Origin of the sequence: Cryobacterium sp. Hz7, from assembly GCF_004402815.1 — a bacterium.
Lineage (GTDB): Bacteria > Actinomycetota > Actinomycetes > Actinomycetales > Microbacteriaceae > Cryobacterium > Cryobacterium sandaracinum.
This window is the reverse complement of the sequence record NZ_SOFB01000027.1, coordinates 88,557-103,776: the sequence shown is the minus strand read 5'-3', so window position 1 is coordinate 103,776 and position 15,220 is coordinate 88,557. Positions and strand designations below refer to the sequence as shown.

Sequence of the window (15,220 nt, the reverse complement as noted above, 5' to 3'; positions counted from 1 at the left end):
TCAAATCACCCGACGCCCTCATCGCCCTCGCCATGCTCAGCCTCGGCGGCCACAAACCAGTGCTCCCCGGCCGGGTTTAACCCACAGAAGCAGCAGGAGAGCCGAGATTTTGCCCGAAATGGCCGGTTTCGGGTTCAAAACCTTGTTCTGGAGCAAAATCTCCGTCGAATTCGCATGGCGAACCGGGCAGACCACGCACCGGCACGGGACGGGGTCAGGCGAGCGCGACGGGGAGGGAGACGCGGAAACACGTGAAACCGGGGCGGCTCTCGACCTCGATCTCGCCCTGGTGCGCGGCCACGACCGCGTGGGCGATGGCCAGGCCGAGGCCCGTGCTGCCCGTTCCCCGGTAGCGCGTGCTGTCGCCGCGGGCGAAACGCTCGAACAGTGTGGCCCGGAGGTTCTCGGGGACGCCGGGGCCGTCATCCGTCACTGTCAGGATAACGCGGTCGTTCTGGCGCGCGAGGGCCACGTCGACCGTGGTCTCGGGGGGCGTGTGGATGCGCGCGTTGGCGAGCAGGTTGGCGAACACCTGGTGCAGCCGCGCGGCATCACCGACGATTTCCACCGGCTCGTCGGGCAGCTCCAAGCCCAGCACCCGTCCCGGGCCGGCGGCGTGGGCGTCGCTGACGACGTCCACGATCAGGCTGGTCAGGTCGACCGGGCCGCTGACCAGCTCCCGGCCTTCGTCGAGACGGGCGAGGAGCAGCAGGTCTTCGACCAGGCCGGTCATCCGCACCGATTCCGACTCGATCCGCCCCAGGGAATGCAGCGCGTCCGGCGGCAGTTCCTGGTCGGAGCGGCGGGTGAGTTCGGCGTAGCCGCGGATCGACGCCAGCGGCGTGCGCAGCTCGTGGCTGGCGTCGGCGACGAACTGGCGCACCTTGCGCTCACTGGCCTGACGTGTTTCGAGCGCCACGTCCACGTGGTCGAGCATGCGGTTCAGCGCCGATCCCACCCGGCCGACCTCGGTGCGGGGGTCGGTGTCGGCGGCCGGTACCCGGTCGACGAGCGAGACCTCCCCACGGTCCAGGGGGAGCTCGGACACCCGCGCCGCCGTCTCGGTCACGCGCACCAACGGGCGCAGGGCGAGCCGCACGATCCAGGTGGCCAGAATCGCGACGATGAGGATGCCGACCAGGGAGACCACCGCAATGATGATGCCCAGCTGGGTGACCGTGTTCTGCACCCCGGAGAGCGGCAGGCCCACCAGGTAAAGGGTGCCGTTGCGGGTCGTGTCGGCCCTGACCCGGTAGCTGCCGGCGTCTTCGCCGAGATGCACCGTCACCGCGGTCGATTCCCGCATCTGTTCGGCCAGCAACTGCACCTGCTCACCGGTCAGCTTGGCGATCTCGCCGCTCTCCTCCTCCGTGTAGCCGGCCGTGACGGTCGAGCCGTCGTAGACCAGGGCCAGCGTTCCAGGCTGCTGGGCCGGACCGGACAGAATCATCTGCGCCGTCGGCGTGAAGAGTGCCCCGTTGCCGCCCTCGTCGTCCGCATCCCGGCGCACGTCGATCACGGCGCCTGACCGGTCCGACGCGCTTTGCAGCTGCTGGTCGAGGCCGTCGATCAGGGAGGCACGGAGAATGGCGACGCTGACCATCCCGATACCGATACTGACCAGGGCGAGGAGGCCGACGACGGCGAGCACCAGCCGCCGGCGCAGGGTCCACGGCGCGCGTCGCCGGCGAGCGCCCGGCTCGCGGGGAGAATTCGGGGTCACGAAGCGGTCTTCAACATATAGCCGGCGCCGCGCACCGTGTGGATCATCGGCACGCGGCCGGCGTCGACCTTCTTGCGCAGATAGGAGATGTAGATCTCGACGACGGAGGACTTGCCGCCGAAGTCATAGCTCCACACCCGGTCGAGGATCTGGGCCTTGCTGAGCACCCGCCGGGGGTTGCGCATCAGGAAGCGCAACAGTTCGAATTCGGTGGCGGTCAGCTCGATCGCGTCTCCCCCGCGGAACACCTCGTAGCTGTCCTCGTCGAGGGTGAGGTCGCCGACCGAAATGCGGGGATCCAGGGAGTCGGCCACGGTGAGGGTGGACCGGCGGATGAGCCCGCGGAGCCGGGCGACGACCTCTTCAAGGCTGAACGGTTTGGTGACGTAGTCGTCGCCGCCGGCCGTCAGCCCCTTGAGCCGGTCGTCGAGGGAGTCCTTGGCCGTGAGGAAGAGCACGGGCGTCTCGTGGCCGTCCGACCGCACGCGTTGCAACACCTGCAGGCCGTCGAGGTCGGGCAGCATGATGTCGAGCACGATCGCATCCGGCCGGAATTCGCGGGCGATCGTGAGCGCCTGACGCCCCTCGCCGGCCGTGCGCACCTCCCAGCCCTCATAGCGCAGCGCCATCTGGAGCAGATCGGTCAGCGTGGGTTCGTCGTCGACCACGAGCACCCGGATGGGGCTGCCGTCCGCCCTGGTCAGGCGCGGTGCGCGGACCACTCGCTCGTTCTCGCTAGTGCTCATGATTACCAGTATCCGAGTGTTGGCTATGAATCGGCTATGCGCAGTCTTGGTCTCTGCTGTGACGCGAAACCGTCATCCGTCCGCTGTCGCCCCGCAGCCATAGCGCGACGGCTGATGCCGCCCGGCGTGGGCAGGCCCGGCGAACAGGCACAATGGAACAGTGACGAACCAGCTGCTCTCCCTGTTCGATGAGGAGGTGCATCCGTCGCCCGTCGACGCCCGGCCGGTGGCGCCCCTGGTCGCCGCGGCGCACCTCCGGCGCATCGTTGCCGATTCCACCGACCGGGTGACCTGGCTGCGGGCCCGCGCCCAAGGGATCACGGCCACGGATGTCGCCAAGCTCGCCACCCCGAAATCGCTGCAGACCGCCGTCTACGACAAGCTCAACGGCAGCAGCTTCAACGGCAACAGCTTCACGGACCACGGGCGCGCCCGGGAGCCCGAGATCGCGGCCTGGGTGCTCGGCCGCTACGGCATCGAGCCCAGCACGGCCCTGTTCCACGCGGCCCACCACCGGCGGCACCTGGCCACCCCCGACGGCGTCGGCACCGGTTCAGGCCAGGGTGCCGGCGGCCTTGAACTGGCCGAGATCAAGACGACGAGCAAGGCCTGGCGCAGCATCCCGCGCTCGTACTTGCGTCAGGTGTGGTGGCAGCAGTACGTGCTCGGCGCCGAACGCACCCTGCTCGTCTGGGAACAGCACCAGGACTTCGTCCCCGTGAATGCCGAGCCCGAGTGCCGGTGGATCGACCGTGACGAAGACCAGATCGCGATCCTGGTGGGGTACGCCAACAACCTGATCGCCCTGCTCAACCAACAGACCACCTCGGGTCCACCGCCAACGCAGGCCTGACCGGTCGTCCACCGGTTTCGCAGCGCGCGGATGCCCGCGGGAAAGCCGCTTGCCGGGTGTCGCAGGCGGCTTTCCCCTCGGCGTCACGCCACTACTGATCGAGCAAGTTCGCGCCGCTTCGGGTGCGGTACGACTTTTTCAGATGAGCCGGGCGGAGTGCTGAGTACTGGCTCGGTGGGGGATGAACCGAACCCAAGAGAGACCGGATGCGGGAAACCAGGGACTCTTCCACACACCGGGGTCGGTCCCCCTTTATGTGGACAGACTATGCGCCTGGCCCCCCTTCCAGCCAGACCTCGCCGCCACCAGATTCGGCCTCTTGCACCCCCAATTCGAGGGACACCGGGATGTGCCGGTTTGTCCCGGTTGTGCCCCGGCGGCGCGCAACCCACGAGAGAATGGGCAGATGGGAAACGCCACGAATCACTCACCGACCATGCGCGCCCTCGTGATCGACCGCCCCGGCCCGGCCGACGAGCTGCACCTTGCCGAGGTGGACGCCCCGATCGCGATTTTCGATGAACTCCTCGTGCGGGTCGTCGCCGCCGGAGTCAACCCGATCGATGCCAAAACCAGGGCCGGCGGCGGCGTCACGAAGGCCATCCGCGGCTACCCGGCCGTGCTCGGACTCGATTTCAGCGGCGTCGTGGTCAGCGCTCCCTACGAGGCGTTCCCGCTGCAGCCCGGCGACGCGGTCTTCGGCATCGCCCGCGTGCCCCGCACCCCCGGCAGCTACGCCGAGCTGGTGACCGTCTCCAGCCTGAACGTCACCCGCAAGCCCGTGCGACTCAGCCACGTCGAGGCGGCCGCCGTACCGGTGGCGGCGCTCACCGCGTGGGGCATGGTCGTGGACCTGGCCGCGGCGGCTCCCGGGCAACGGATGCTCATCCACGCCGGCAGCGGCGGGGTCGGCCATTTCGCCGTGCAGTTTGCCAAGGCCTTCGGCGCCCACGTGACCGCGACCGGGTCGACCCGCAACCTTGATTTCCTGCGAGAGCTCGGCGCCGACGCCGTCATCGACCACACCCAGGCCCGGTTCGACGAGGTGCTCTCCGGGCTGGACGCGGTGATCGACCTGGTCGGCAATGTTCACGACAACACCGGCACTCGGTCGCTCGGCGTGCTGCGCCCCGGCGGAATCCTGGTGAACGCGCCGACCGGAAGCTGGCCGACCATGGCGGAGGAGGCCGCGGCCGCGGGCATCCGTGCCACCGGATTCAAAGTGGCGCCCTCCGGGCACACCCTCGACGTCATCACCGAACTCATCGACGACGGCGCCGTGCGGGTGCACGTGGACCGGGTGTTCCCCCTCGCAGACGGCGCGGCGGCGCACCGCCTGATCGAGGAGGGACACACACGCGGCAAGATCGTGCTGCGGGTGACGGATGACCCGACCGGCTCCTCTGCGGACTCTGCCTCTGCCTCTGCCTCGACCGCTGCCGGCTCCGACTCTGCCGGGCCTCGCTCATGAGCGGCGACGGCCCGTCCCTCGTCTGGTTCCGCGACGACCTGCGCCTCGCGGACAACCCGGCCCTGCAGGCCGCGCTCGAACGCGGCAAGCCGATCGTGGCCGTGTACGTGCTGGACGATGAGTCCCCTGCGGTCCGGCCGCTCGGTGGCGCGGCCCGGTGGTGGCTTCACGGGAGCGTGACAGCGCTGGCCGACTCGCTGGAACGCCTGGGCGGCCGGTTGACGCTGCGCCGGGGGCCGGCCGAGGACATGATCATGGCGCTCGCGGCATCCGTCGGCGCCGACGCCGTATTCTGGAACCGTCGCTACGGCGCCGCCGAGCGCGAGGTGGACACCCGGATCAAGTCGGGCCTCACCGCGGCCGGAACGGAGGCCCGCAGCTTTGCCGGCGCTCTCCTGTTCGAGCCATGGACGATCCAGACCGGCCAGGGGGGCACCTACTCGGTGTTCACCCCCTTCTGGCGGGCGTGCACGGCCGGCCCGCCGCCGCGCGCACCCTACCCCGCACCCGAGTCGATCCCCGGCTTCCCCGGAGAGATCCCCTCCGACGCGCTCGCCGGCTGGGGCCTCCTGCCGACCCGGCCCGACTGGGCGGCCGGGCTGCGGGGCGCCTGGCAGCCCGGCGAGGACTCCGCTCACCGCCTACTCGAGACCTTCCTGAGCGAGTCCCTCACTCGGTACGGCGACGAGCGCGACGAGCCGGCCCAGGCGGTCACCTCGCGTCTGTCGCCGCACCTGCGCTGGGGCGAGATCAGTCCATTCCAGATCTGGCATGCAACCGAGCGGGCCAGGATCGGCCTCACCGGGCCCGCCCAGGCCAGTGCGACCCGATTCCTTACCGAGATCGGCTGGCGGGAGTTCAGCTACCACGTGCTGTTCACCAACCCCACCCTCGCCACCGTCAACCTGCGGCCCGAATTCGACGCTTTCCCCTGGCCGAAACTTGACCAGCGCGTGCTCGAAGCCTGGCAGCGCGGCCGCACCGGGATCTCGCTCGTCGACGCCGGCATGCGAGAACTCTGGCGCACCGGCAGCATGCACAATCGAGTGCGCATGGTGACGGCATCGTTCCTGATCAAGAACCTGCTGATCGACTGGCGGCTCGGAGAGCAGTGGTTCTGGGACACCCTCGTCGACGCCGACGCCGCGAGCAACCCGTTCGGCTGGCAGTGGGTGGCCGGGTCCGGCGCCGACGCCGCCCCCTTCTTTCGGGTCTTCAACCCGGAGCTGCAGGCGAAGAAGTTCGATCCAAACGCGGAGTATATCCGTCAGAACGTGCCGGAATACGGCACGGATGCCTACCCGGCCCCGATCGTCGACCTCGGCGAGACGAGACGGGCGGCCCTCGCCGCCTACGAACAGATCAAGGGGATGAAGGAGCAGTCGATCGCGGCCCGCGCGGCCGGGGCGGAGGGCACCGGTTAGAGCGCCCGCTCCAGCACGAAGTCGTCCTCGTACCGTTCGCCCACCAGGAAGCGCTTCTCGCCGACCGTGACGAACCCGTTCTTCTCGTAGAAGCGAATGGCCCGCGCGTTCTCCTGGTTCACGCCCAGCCAGCTGCCGGCCGCGCCCCGCGACCGGGCGGCGTCCAGGGTCGCGTTCATCAGGGCCGCCGCCACCCCGCGGCCGTGCGTCTCGGCGCGCAGGTAGCACTTGCTCAGTTCCGCCGTGGGTCGGATCGTGGCCGCCGCCCGCGCATCGTCATCGGCCGGCTCGGCGAATACGAGCATCGTGTAGCCGAGCATGACCCCGGCCGCCCCGGCCGCCCCGGCCGCCCCGGCCTCCCCGGCCTCCCCGGCCACTTCGGCCACGAGAATCAGCCGGTCCGGGTCGGCCAGGTAGGCGTCGAAGTTGCCCTCCGCGAGCACGTCACGCAGGAACGCGGCGATGGCCTCGGCCGAGGTGTGTGGCGGGCAGGCGAGCGCGAAGGTGGCGACGGCCAGCTCGGCCAGCGCCGCGGCATCCGTCGCCGTCGCCGTGCGAATCTCGATCACCGATCCAGCTTATCGACGCCCCCACCAGCCCACCACTGCATGCGAGAGCGCGCACGATGCCCCCTCAGTAGTGCTGAACGGGCTGAGTGCGCGCATACGCGGCCAGGAGCTACAGGTAACGGGCGTACGCTCCCACGGTGAGGAACGTCGGGAACTCGGGCTCGAGCGCGCATGCCCGGAACACCTCGAGCGCGTCGTCGAACCGGTCTCCGGGCGTGCGCTCGAGTGCCTCGTAAACGTCGACGAGCTGTTCCTCGACCCAGGTTCCGTCGATCCGGATGCCCTCGGCGGTGATCGAGCCCAGGTGGATCCACTGCCAGATCTGTGAGCGGGAGATTTCCGCGGTCGCGGCGTCCTCCATCAGGTTGTCGATGGCCGCCGCGCCGACGCCGCGCAGCCAGGACTCGATGTAGCGCAACCCGATCGTGAGGTTGTCGTGAACGCCGGCCTCGGTGATCTGCCCGCCGACGGACTCCACGTCGAGCAGCTGGGCGGCCGTGACGCTCACCTCGGCGCGGGTGCGGTGCAGCTGGTTCGGCTGGTCGCCGAGCACGCGGTCGAACTCGGCTTGGGCCGTCGGGATGAGGTCCGGGTGCGCCACCCAGGTGCCGTCGAAGCCGTCGGTGGCCTCGCGCTTCTTATCGGCGGCCACCGCCTCGAGGGCACGCCGGGTCACCTCCGGGTCGCGCCGGTTCGGGATGAACGCGCTCATTCCGCCGACGGCATACGCACCGCGCCGGTGGCAGGTCGACACCAGCAGCTCGGTGTAGGCACGCATGAAGGGCACGGTCATCGTGATCTGCTTGCGGTCGGGGAAGACGAACCGGCTCCCGCGGGTGCGGAACGTCTTGATGATGCTGAAGATGTAGTCCCAACGTCCGGCGTTCAGGCCTGCGCAATGGTCACGCAGCTCGTAGAGGATCTCCTCCATCTCGAAGGCGGCCTGGATCGTCTCGATCAACACGGTGGCCCGGATGGTGCCGTACTCGATGCCGAGGCGGTCCTCCGAGTGACTGAAGATATCGTCCCAGAGACGGGCCTCGACGTGGCTCTCGAGCTTCGGCAGGTAGAAGTACGGCCCGCTGCCGCCCTCGATCAGGTGCTGCGCGTTGTGGAAGAAGTACAGCCCGAAGTCGACGAGGCTGCCGGACGCGTTCGTCCGGCGGTTCGCGCGATCGACGAACGTCAGGTTCTTCTCCACCAGCTGCCAGCCGCGCGGGCGCATCACGATGGTGGGCGTGGCGCCGGTGGCGTCGCCGGTGACGGCGTATTGCTTGCCCTCCGGGCTGGTGAAGCTCAGCTGACCGCGCACCTGGTCGAACAGGGTCAGCTGGCCCTCGACGACGTTCGCCCAGGTGGGGCTGGTGGCGTCTTCCTGGTCGGCCAGCCAGACCTTCGCGCCCGAGTTCAGCGCGTTGATGGCCATCTTGCGGTCGGTCGGCCCGGTGATCTCCACCCGGCGGTCGACCAGCCCGGGACCCGCACCGGCAGCCGTCCAGGTGAGGTCACGACGGATGTGCGCGGTCTCGGTGAGGAATCCCGGGTCGCGCCCATTGGAGGCATCCACGCGCTTGCGCAGTCGAGTCGCCAGCAAGTCCTGCCGCGTACCGGCGAACCGGTCGTGCAGCTCGGCCAGGAATACCAGCGCCTCCGGCGTGAGGATCTCCTCATAGCGCGGACCGAGATCGCCGGTGATCTCGAGGTGCGGTTCGATGGTGGCAAAACTGCCGGTGTTCGTGGTCAGACTGGCGGCCTGGACCTGGTCGGATGTCGCCAGGGGCGGGGTGTTCATGGGCTGAGCTCCTTCGGAAGTTGAACGGGGAGGGCTGCGTGACTGGCGCCGCCTGGGGAAAGCGCCATTGCTTGCCTGACTCCCACTGTGGACTAGGAGACCCGGTCACGCCGTCGCCGGCATAACAGAAGAACAGCATTTCTTCTGGCTACGAGAAGTTATCCCCGGAGTATGTGAGCATGGGGCATGGTCACCGTCGATCCCGCCTTCCGCTCCTCCCTGTCCGCGGCTCCTCCCGAGGAGGCAGGGCTCGATGCGCTCACCCTGGGGCGGCGCATCCGTGAACTGCGCACGAACCGGCGCATGACTCTGGACGCCCTTGCGGCCGCCATCGACCGGGCACCCTCTCAGGTGTCGATGATCGAGAACGGCAAGCGCGAGCCGCGCCTGTCGATGCTGCGCACCATCGCGACCGCGCTCGGCACCACGGTCGACGACCTATTGAAAACGGATGCCCCGTCCGAGCGGGCGGCGCTGGAAATCGCCGTCGAGCGCGCTCAGCGGGGCCCGGTGTTTACCGCCCTCGGACTGCCGCATATCCGTGTTGGCCGGGGAACGAGCGACGAAACATTGCAGACACTGCTCAGCCTGCACAACGAGATCCTGCGCCTGCACCGGGAGCGGGCGGCGACCCCGGAGGAGGCCCGGCGAGCGAACGTGGAGCTGCGAGCCACCATGCGGGCCCGGGACAATTACTTTCCCGAGCTCGAGGCACAGGCGCAGCGCCTGCTCGCCGCGGTCGGCCACACCGGCGGGCCGGTTTCCCACCAGGTGGTGGCCGACATGGCGACCCATCTCGGCTACTCGCTGCACTACGTGGGCGACCTTCCGAACTCGACCCGCTCGGTGACGGACAAGCGCAACCGGCGCATCTACCTGCCCACCGAGCAGTCGGCGTCCCGCGACTCCCGCTCCCCCATTCTGCAAGCGTTCGCCACCCTGCTCTGCGAACACGAGGAGCCCGGAAACTATGCGGAATTTCTGTCTCAGCGGGTGGAGACCAACTATCTGACCGCGGCCATCCTGCTGCCCGAAAAAGACACCGTGAAACTCCTCACCGAGGCGAAGAACCTTCGACGTATCTCGATGGAGGATCTGCGGGACGCCTTCGCGGTGTCCTATGAGACGGCGGCGCACCGGTTCACGAACCTCGCCACCGCGCGGCTCGACATCCCGGTGCACTTCATGAAGGTGCACGAGTCCGGCACCATGATCAAGGCGTACGAAAACGATTCGGTGCGCTTCCCGAGCGACGCGCTCGGCGCGGTCGAGGGCTCGACGGTCTGCCGCAACTGGACCGCGCGCACCGTCTTCCACGTCGCCGACCGGTTCAGCCCCTGGTACCAGTACACCGACACCCCGAGCGGTACCTTCTGGTGCACCTCGCGCATCGAGAAGGCCAAAGAGGGCGACTACTCCGTCAGTGTGGGCGTGCCGTTCACGCACGTGAAGTGGTTCCGTGGCCGCGAAACCAACAACCGGGCCGTGTCCACCTGTCCCGACGAGTCGTGCTGCCGCCGCGCGCCCGAGGAGCTCTCGGAGCGCTGGTCCGGGCAGTCCTGGCCGGCCGCGCGCACGCCCACCAGCCTGCTCGCGGCCCTGCCCACGGGCACCTTTCCCGGCGTCGACCAGACCGAGGTGTTCCAGTTTCTGGAGTCGCACGCGCCGGTGAGATGAGAGCGGGGCGGGCACATGGCCGACGGGGACCGCGCCTGAGATGATGAACGAGTAGCAGAGCCGCGCCGAACAAAGGACGATCCGTGGGCACGACCATTTTCGAGCGGGCCAGGCCCGCCGCATCCGTCATCGCGGGCGCCCTCGCCGACACCCGCTCCGCGCCGTTCTGGCTGGACGACGTGTCTCCGCAGACCGGCTACCCGACCCTCACGGCCGACCTCGACTGTGATCTCGCCATCGTCGGCGGCGGCTACCTCGGACTCTGGACCGCCGTGCTCGCTCAGCAGGAGAACCCGGGCGCTCGCGTGGTGCTGCTCGAAGCGCGCACGATCGGCTGGGCTGCGTCGGGCCGCAACGGCGGTTTCTGCGAGGCCAGCCTGACCCACGGCGAGGAGAACGGCCGACGCCGCTGGCCGACGGAGATCGACCGGCTCACCGAACTCGGCCTCAAGAACCTCGACGAGATCGAGCGGGCCGTCACCGAGCTCGGGCTGAAGTGCGACTTCGAGCGCACCGGCGCCATCGACCTGGCCGTCGAGGAGCACCAGGTCGACTGGCTGCGCGAGGAACCGACCGGGACCGACAGCGTGTTCCTGGATGCCGCGGCCCTGCGCGCCGAGGTCGGCTCCCCCACGTACCTGGCCGGCATCTGGCACAAGCGAAGCAACGCGCTCGTGCACCCGGGTAAGCTAGCTACCGAGCTCGCCCGGGTCGCCACCGAACTTGGGGTCGAGATCTTCGAACACACCCCGGTGAAGAACCTGGACACGCAGGGACTCACTCCGGCGCAGGGCACCCGGCTCCGCACCGAGTCGGGTGTGGTGCGGGCGACGAAGACCGCGCTGGCGACCAACGTGTTCCCTTCGCTGCTGGCCCGCAACCGCCTGTCCACGGTGCCGGTCTACGATTACGTGCTGATGACCGAGCCGCTGTCGCCCGATCAGCTCACCGCCATCGGCTGGCAGAAGCGGCAGGGGCTGAGCGATCTGGCCAACCAGTTCCACTACTACCGGTTGAGCGCAGACAACCGCATACTCTTCGGCGGCTACGACGCGGTCTACCACTACGGAGCCCGAGTGCGGAGCGGCTATGAGAACCGGCCGGAAAGCTTCCAACAATTGGCCGGCCACTTCTTCACCACATTTCCGCAGCTGGCCGGGCTGCGCTTCAGCCACCAGTGGGCCGGCGCCATCGACACGTCGACCCAGTTCTGCGCGTTCTATGGCACGGCCCGCGGCGGACGGATCAGCTACGCCGCCGGGTTCACCGGTCTGGGCGTGGCCGCGACGCACTTCGCGGCGAAGGTCATGCTCGACCAACTGGCGGAGCGCAGGACCGAGCGCACGCAGCTGGAGATGGTGCGCGGGCGGCCGCTCCCGTTCCCACCGGAGCCCCTCGCTTCGATGGGCATCCAGACCACGCGCTGGTCACTCGACCGCGCCGACCACAACCGAGGCCGCCGCAACATCATCCTGAAGACGCTCGACGCGCTGGGCCTCGGCTTCGACTCGTAGGGCTCGATAGCGCTCGGAACCCTGGCAGCGTCCGCGGCCCGAACAAATTCGACGGAGATTTGGCTCAAAACGGTTTAAACCACGTTGGGAGAGCGCTCCATCCTTAAAATCTCCGTCAAATTGGTTCGACGGGCGGGGTGGGTGAGCCACGGCATCCGCGGGTCCGAGGCAACGGATGCCGCGGCGCGGCTCAGGCCTCCCCGGGTTCAGGTCGGGACGGCGCTGATCAGGAGATAGCGGTCGCCGATGACCTCAAAGGCCGTGCTGGTGGCCTGCACGATGTCCATCTGATTCGACAGGTCGTTCAGGAGGTCCATGATCGGCCGGTATTCCAGCTGGCTGCGGATCTGACCCAGCACCCGTTGCGACCCTCGGTCACACCGACGCGGTCGGTGTGCGGTTCCATCTCGCGCAGGCATTGTTCCGCCCGCGAGATGAACAAGGCCACCGACCGCGGAAACAGCCGGCCTCGTAGGCCCCCGACGGAGTGCCGGATGGTCGTCCCCGAAGGCCCGCTGGCCTCGGTCAACGACCGGGTTGGCCAGCAACCGTGCGGTCATGTCCCCCTCCACAGGCTGCGGCCCAGGTTGCAGAAGTGCCACGCCTCGTCGCGGCTGACGCCGGACTCGACCGTGGGCCGCTCCTCCTGCTCGATCACGCGGGGCACCGCGGCCAGCGGGACAGGCCGTGAGCGAGGTGAGCTCGGGGAACACCTCATCCCCGGCCCGGGGCGCGCCCCGTCCAGCGCGTCCAGCCACTCAGCCCGCAAGACGACGTGCGCGGTCTGCAGATTACCGAGAGCACCCAGACGGGTGCCCCGGTGCTGGCCACGGGCATCTCCCTCTCGGTGGCGCGGGGTGAGGTCATCGGCCTGGTCGGTGTCACCGGTTCCGGGGCACGCGAGATCGCTCTGGCCATCCCGGGCCGGCTGCCCGAACCGGCGGTGATCGCGGCCGGCTCCATCCTGATCGACGGTATCGAGCTCGTCGGGGCATCGCGGCGCGCCCTCAACCGGTTGCGCGACACGAAAATCTCTCTCACTTCCCCTGCCGCGCCGACGGGCCTGGCCCCGGACCAGGTCATCGGCCGCCAGCTCGCCCGAACCCTGCGCCGGACAGGGGGTCTGTCCCGAACGGATGCCGCTCGGCGTGCGTTGGAACTCCTCGAGAAGGTCGGGCTGCCGGATCCGCAGGCGACGTCGCTGGTGGTTCCGACCCAGCTCGAACCGACCGCGCTGCTCCAGGTGACGATCGCGGCCGCGCTCTCACAGCCCCCGGACATCCTGATCCTGGACGAGCCGACGCGCGCCGTCGAGGCTGCGGGCGAGCCCTCCGCACTGGAGCTCTGCCGCGGGTTCCTCCAGGAGTTCGGACTGTCGATCATCGTGGTCTCCCGGAACCTCGGCCTGGCGGCCGCCATCTGCGACCGAGTGGCGGTCGTGGAGGCGGGACGGGTCGTCGAGCAGGCTTCGGCGGCCGAGATCCTCGCTTCACCGCGGCATCCGCACACCCACAGCCTGCTCGAGGCGGCCCGCTACGCGCGCGGCTGACCGGTTCCGGTTAGGCCGGTTCCGTCCCCGATCCGGACCGACCCGACGACACCGCGTTGCGCGCTGCGAGAATGTGCGAGCGCATGGCGACCTCGGCCCAGAGTGCGTCTCCCGACCATAGCGCCGTGAGGATGTCGCGGTGGTGGTGGTTGCTGCCGGCCCGGAAGACGGCGGCGTCGCGGCGGAAGAGCGAGGCCATCATCGGGGCGCGGCCGACGGACGCGGCCAGGGCCATCAGCTGGGTGACGCCCGACGCGGCCACGATGATGCGGTGGAATTCGGCGTTGAGCACGCCCAGCCGGCCGATGCCCTCGGCGTCGGTTGCGCGCACGAACTCCTCCATGGCGTCAATCAGGATGGCCAGCCGGTCGAGGTCGGCCGGCTCGATCCGCGCCGCCGCGAGGCCCGCCGCCCTGCTCTCGAGAGCCGCGCGAAGAAAATACGTCTCGCAGATCTGCTCGGTGGTCCATTCCACGACCGTGGCACCCCGGTTCGGCACGAACTCCACCAGGCCGGCCTCGTCGAGCCGGCGCAGCGCCTCGCGCACGGGGGTGCGGCTGACGCCGAGTTCCTGGGCCAGCGCCGTCTCCCGCAGCGTGGCCCTGGCGGGCAATTCCCCCGAGAGGATGCGCGCACGCAGGTTCGCGAACACGGTCTGTCCCCCCGTCACCCCCACTGTGCTCCTCCCCCGTCGATCGGCCCGACAGCCAATCTGCTTGCCACTATGTCACATCGCGGCCTCAGGAGAACGCGTTCAGGCCGGTCAGGGCCCGCCCGAGCACGAGCTGGTGGATTTCGTCGGTGCCCTCATAGGTGCGCACCGATTCCAGGTTCGCCAGGTGGCGCATCACCGGGAATTCGCTGGTAATGCCGTCGCCGCCGAGGATGACGCGGGCCTCGCGGGCGATCTGGATCGCCTCGCGCACGCTGTTGAGCTTGCCGATGCTGATCTGGGTGGGGGTCAGCGTGCCGCGCTCCTTGAGCCGACCGAGGTGCAGGGCCAGCAGCACCCCCTTCTCGTATTCCACGAGCATGTCGGCGAGCTTGGCCTGGATCAACTGGGTGGCCCCGATCGGTTTGCCGAACACCTCACGGGTCTTCGCGCGCAGGATGGCGGCGTCGAGGCAGCTGCGGGCGGCGCCCATGGCCCCCCAGACGATGCCGAAGCGCGCCTCGTTGAGGCAGCCGAACGGCCCGGACAGCCCAGCGGCACCGGGCAGGATCGCATCGAATGGAACCTGCACGGCGTCCAGGTGCACGTCGCACTGGATCGACGCACGCATCGAAAGCTTCTTGCCGATGGGGATGGCGGTGAAACCGATACTGTCGGTCGGAACCAGGAAGCCGCGCACACCGGCATCCGTTTGGGCCCAGACGATCGCGACGTCGGCGATGCTGGCCAGACCGATCCAGCGTTTGGCACCCTCGATCACCCAGCCGTCGGCGCCCCGGGTGGCGGTGGTCGCCATCGCGGCCGGGTCGCTGCCGCCGGTCGGTTCGGTCAACGCGAAGCAGCCCACGAGCTGGCCGGCGGCCATGCCCGGCAGCCAGCGCTGCTTCTGCTCCGCAGACCCATACTTGTGGATGGCCGACATCGCCAGCGAGCCCTGCACCGAGACGAAAGTGCGCCAGCCGCTGTCAGCGGCCTCCAGCTCGAGGCAGACCAGCCCGTAGCTCACCGCCCCCGCGCCGGCGCAGCCGTACCCGGTGAGGTGCATGCCGAGGAACCCGGCCGCCCCGAGTTCAGGGATCAGCTCGGCCCGGAAGTGCTTCTCCTCGAAGTCGTCCTCGATGGTCGGCAGGATGCGGTTGGTCGCGAAAGCGCGCGCCGCGCGCGCCCAGACGATCTCCTCCGGCTCGAGCAGGGCATCGAGGTCGAAGACGGTGTCGACCAGCGGGCTG

General features: G+C 69.1%; 13 protein-coding genes. 6 read left to right on the top strand and 7 right to left on the bottom strand.

What is annotated here, in order from left to right:
* Window positions 1–214: 214 nt before the first annotated feature.
* Together E3N86_RS07255 and E3N86_RS07250 are read right to left on the bottom strand one after the other, a co-directional pair.
* The gene (locus tag E3N86_RS07255; protein WP_241980555.1) at window positions 215–1,723 is read right to left on the bottom strand and encodes a cell wall metabolism sensor histidine kinase WalK; all 1,509 of its coding nucleotides are present in this window, start codon (window positions 1,721–1,723) and stop codon (window positions 215–217) included.
* Window positions 1,720–2,469, bottom strand: coding sequence for a response regulator transcription factor (locus E3N86_RS07250; RefSeq protein WP_134371984.1), 750 nt, complete (start codon window positions 2,467–2,469; stop codon window positions 1,720–1,722). The genes E3N86_RS07255 and E3N86_RS07250 overlap by 4 nt, the downstream gene beginning before the upstream one ends.
* Before the next feature lie 196 nt (window positions 2,470–2,665).
* On the opposite strand from E3N86_RS07250, the gene E3N86_RS07245 reads away from it, so the two are divergent.
* The 3 genes from E3N86_RS07245 to E3N86_RS07235 all read left to right on the top strand — a co-directional run bounded on the left by E3N86_RS07245 (window position 2,666) and on the right by E3N86_RS07235 (window position 6,217).
* Window positions 2,666–3,322 carry a YqaJ viral recombinase family protein gene (locus E3N86_RS07245; RefSeq protein ID WP_370295361.1) on the top strand — a complete coding sequence of 219 codons (657 nt, stop codon included), beginning with the start codon at window positions 2,666–2,668 and terminating at the stop codon, window positions 3,320–3,322.
* Between the two features lie 406 nt (window positions 3,323–3,728).
* Window positions 3,729–4,793, top strand: a complete 1,065-nt coding sequence (locus E3N86_RS07240) for an NADP-dependent oxidoreductase (RefSeq protein WP_241985972.1) — start codon at window positions 3,729–3,731, stop codon at window positions 4,791–4,793.
* Window positions 4,790–6,217: a deoxyribodipyrimidine photo-lyase gene (locus E3N86_RS07235; RefSeq protein WP_134371988.1), complete on the top strand. Its 1,428-nt coding sequence runs from the start codon at window positions 4,790–4,792 to the stop codon at window positions 6,215–6,217. Before E3N86_RS07240 ends, E3N86_RS07235 begins: the two co-directional genes overlap by 4 nt.
* Here E3N86_RS07235 and E3N86_RS07230 read toward each other — a convergent pair.
* Together E3N86_RS07230 and aceB are read right to left on the bottom strand one after the other, a co-directional pair.
* Window positions 6,214–6,786 carry an N-acetyltransferase gene (locus tag E3N86_RS07230; RefSeq protein ID WP_134511641.1) on the bottom strand — a complete coding sequence of 191 codons (573 nt, stop codon included), beginning with the start codon at window positions 6,784–6,786 and terminating at the stop codon, window positions 6,214–6,216. The genes E3N86_RS07235 and E3N86_RS07230 overlap by 4 nt on opposite strands.
* A 109-nt stretch (window positions 6,787–6,895) precedes the next feature.
* A complete protein-coding gene (gene aceB / locus E3N86_RS07225; protein WP_104100766.1) occupies window positions 6,896–8,578 on the bottom strand; it encodes a malate synthase A in 1,683 nt (560 codons plus the stop codon).
* Between the two features lie 186 nt (window positions 8,579–8,764).
* On the opposite strand from aceB, the gene E3N86_RS07220 reads away from it, so the two are divergent.
* Both E3N86_RS07220 and E3N86_RS07215 read left to right on the top strand, forming a co-directional pair.
* Complete coding sequence (locus E3N86_RS07220) at window positions 8,765–10,255, top strand: helix-turn-helix transcriptional regulator (protein ID WP_104170391.1); 1,491 nt, start codon at window positions 8,765–8,767, stop codon at window positions 10,253–10,255.
* An 83-nt stretch (window positions 10,256–10,338) separates the two neighbouring features.
* Window positions 10,339–11,769 carry an FAD-binding oxidoreductase gene (locus E3N86_RS07215; protein WP_134511640.1) on the top strand — a complete coding sequence of 477 codons (1,431 nt, stop codon included), beginning with the start codon at window positions 10,339–10,341 and terminating at the stop codon, window positions 11,767–11,769.
* Window positions 11,770–11,975: 206 nt separating this feature from the next.
* On the opposite strand, the gene E3N86_RS16800 is transcribed toward E3N86_RS07215, so the two are convergent.
* Window positions 11,976–12,128 (bottom strand): hypothetical protein, encoded by a 153-nt coding sequence (locus tag E3N86_RS16800; RefSeq protein ID WP_158250260.1) that lies wholly within the window; start codon window positions 12,126–12,128, stop codon window positions 11,976–11,978.
* A 416-nt stretch (window positions 12,129–12,544) separates the two neighbouring features.
* Here E3N86_RS16800 and E3N86_RS07210 point away from each other — a divergent pair, with 416 nt between their 5' ends.
* On the top strand, window positions 12,545–13,318 hold the full coding sequence (locus tag E3N86_RS07210; protein ID WP_134511639.1) for an ATP-binding cassette domain-containing protein: 774 nt from the start codon (window positions 12,545–12,547) through the stop codon (window positions 13,316–13,318).
* A gap of 10 nt (window positions 13,319–13,328) precedes the next feature.
* Here the strand turns inward: E3N86_RS07210 and E3N86_RS07205 are convergent, their stop codons facing one another.
* Window positions 13,329–13,988 (bottom strand): GntR family transcriptional regulator, encoded by a 660-nt coding sequence (locus E3N86_RS07205; protein ID WP_134415396.1) that lies wholly within the window; start codon window positions 13,986–13,988, stop codon window positions 13,329–13,331.
* A gap of 70 nt (window positions 13,989–14,058) precedes the next feature.
* A complete protein-coding gene (locus E3N86_RS07200) occupies window positions 14,059–15,213 on the bottom strand; it encodes an acyl-CoA dehydrogenase family protein (RefSeq protein WP_104100791.1) in 1,155 nt (384 codons plus the stop codon).
* Window positions 15,214–15,220 lie beyond the last annotated feature (7 nt).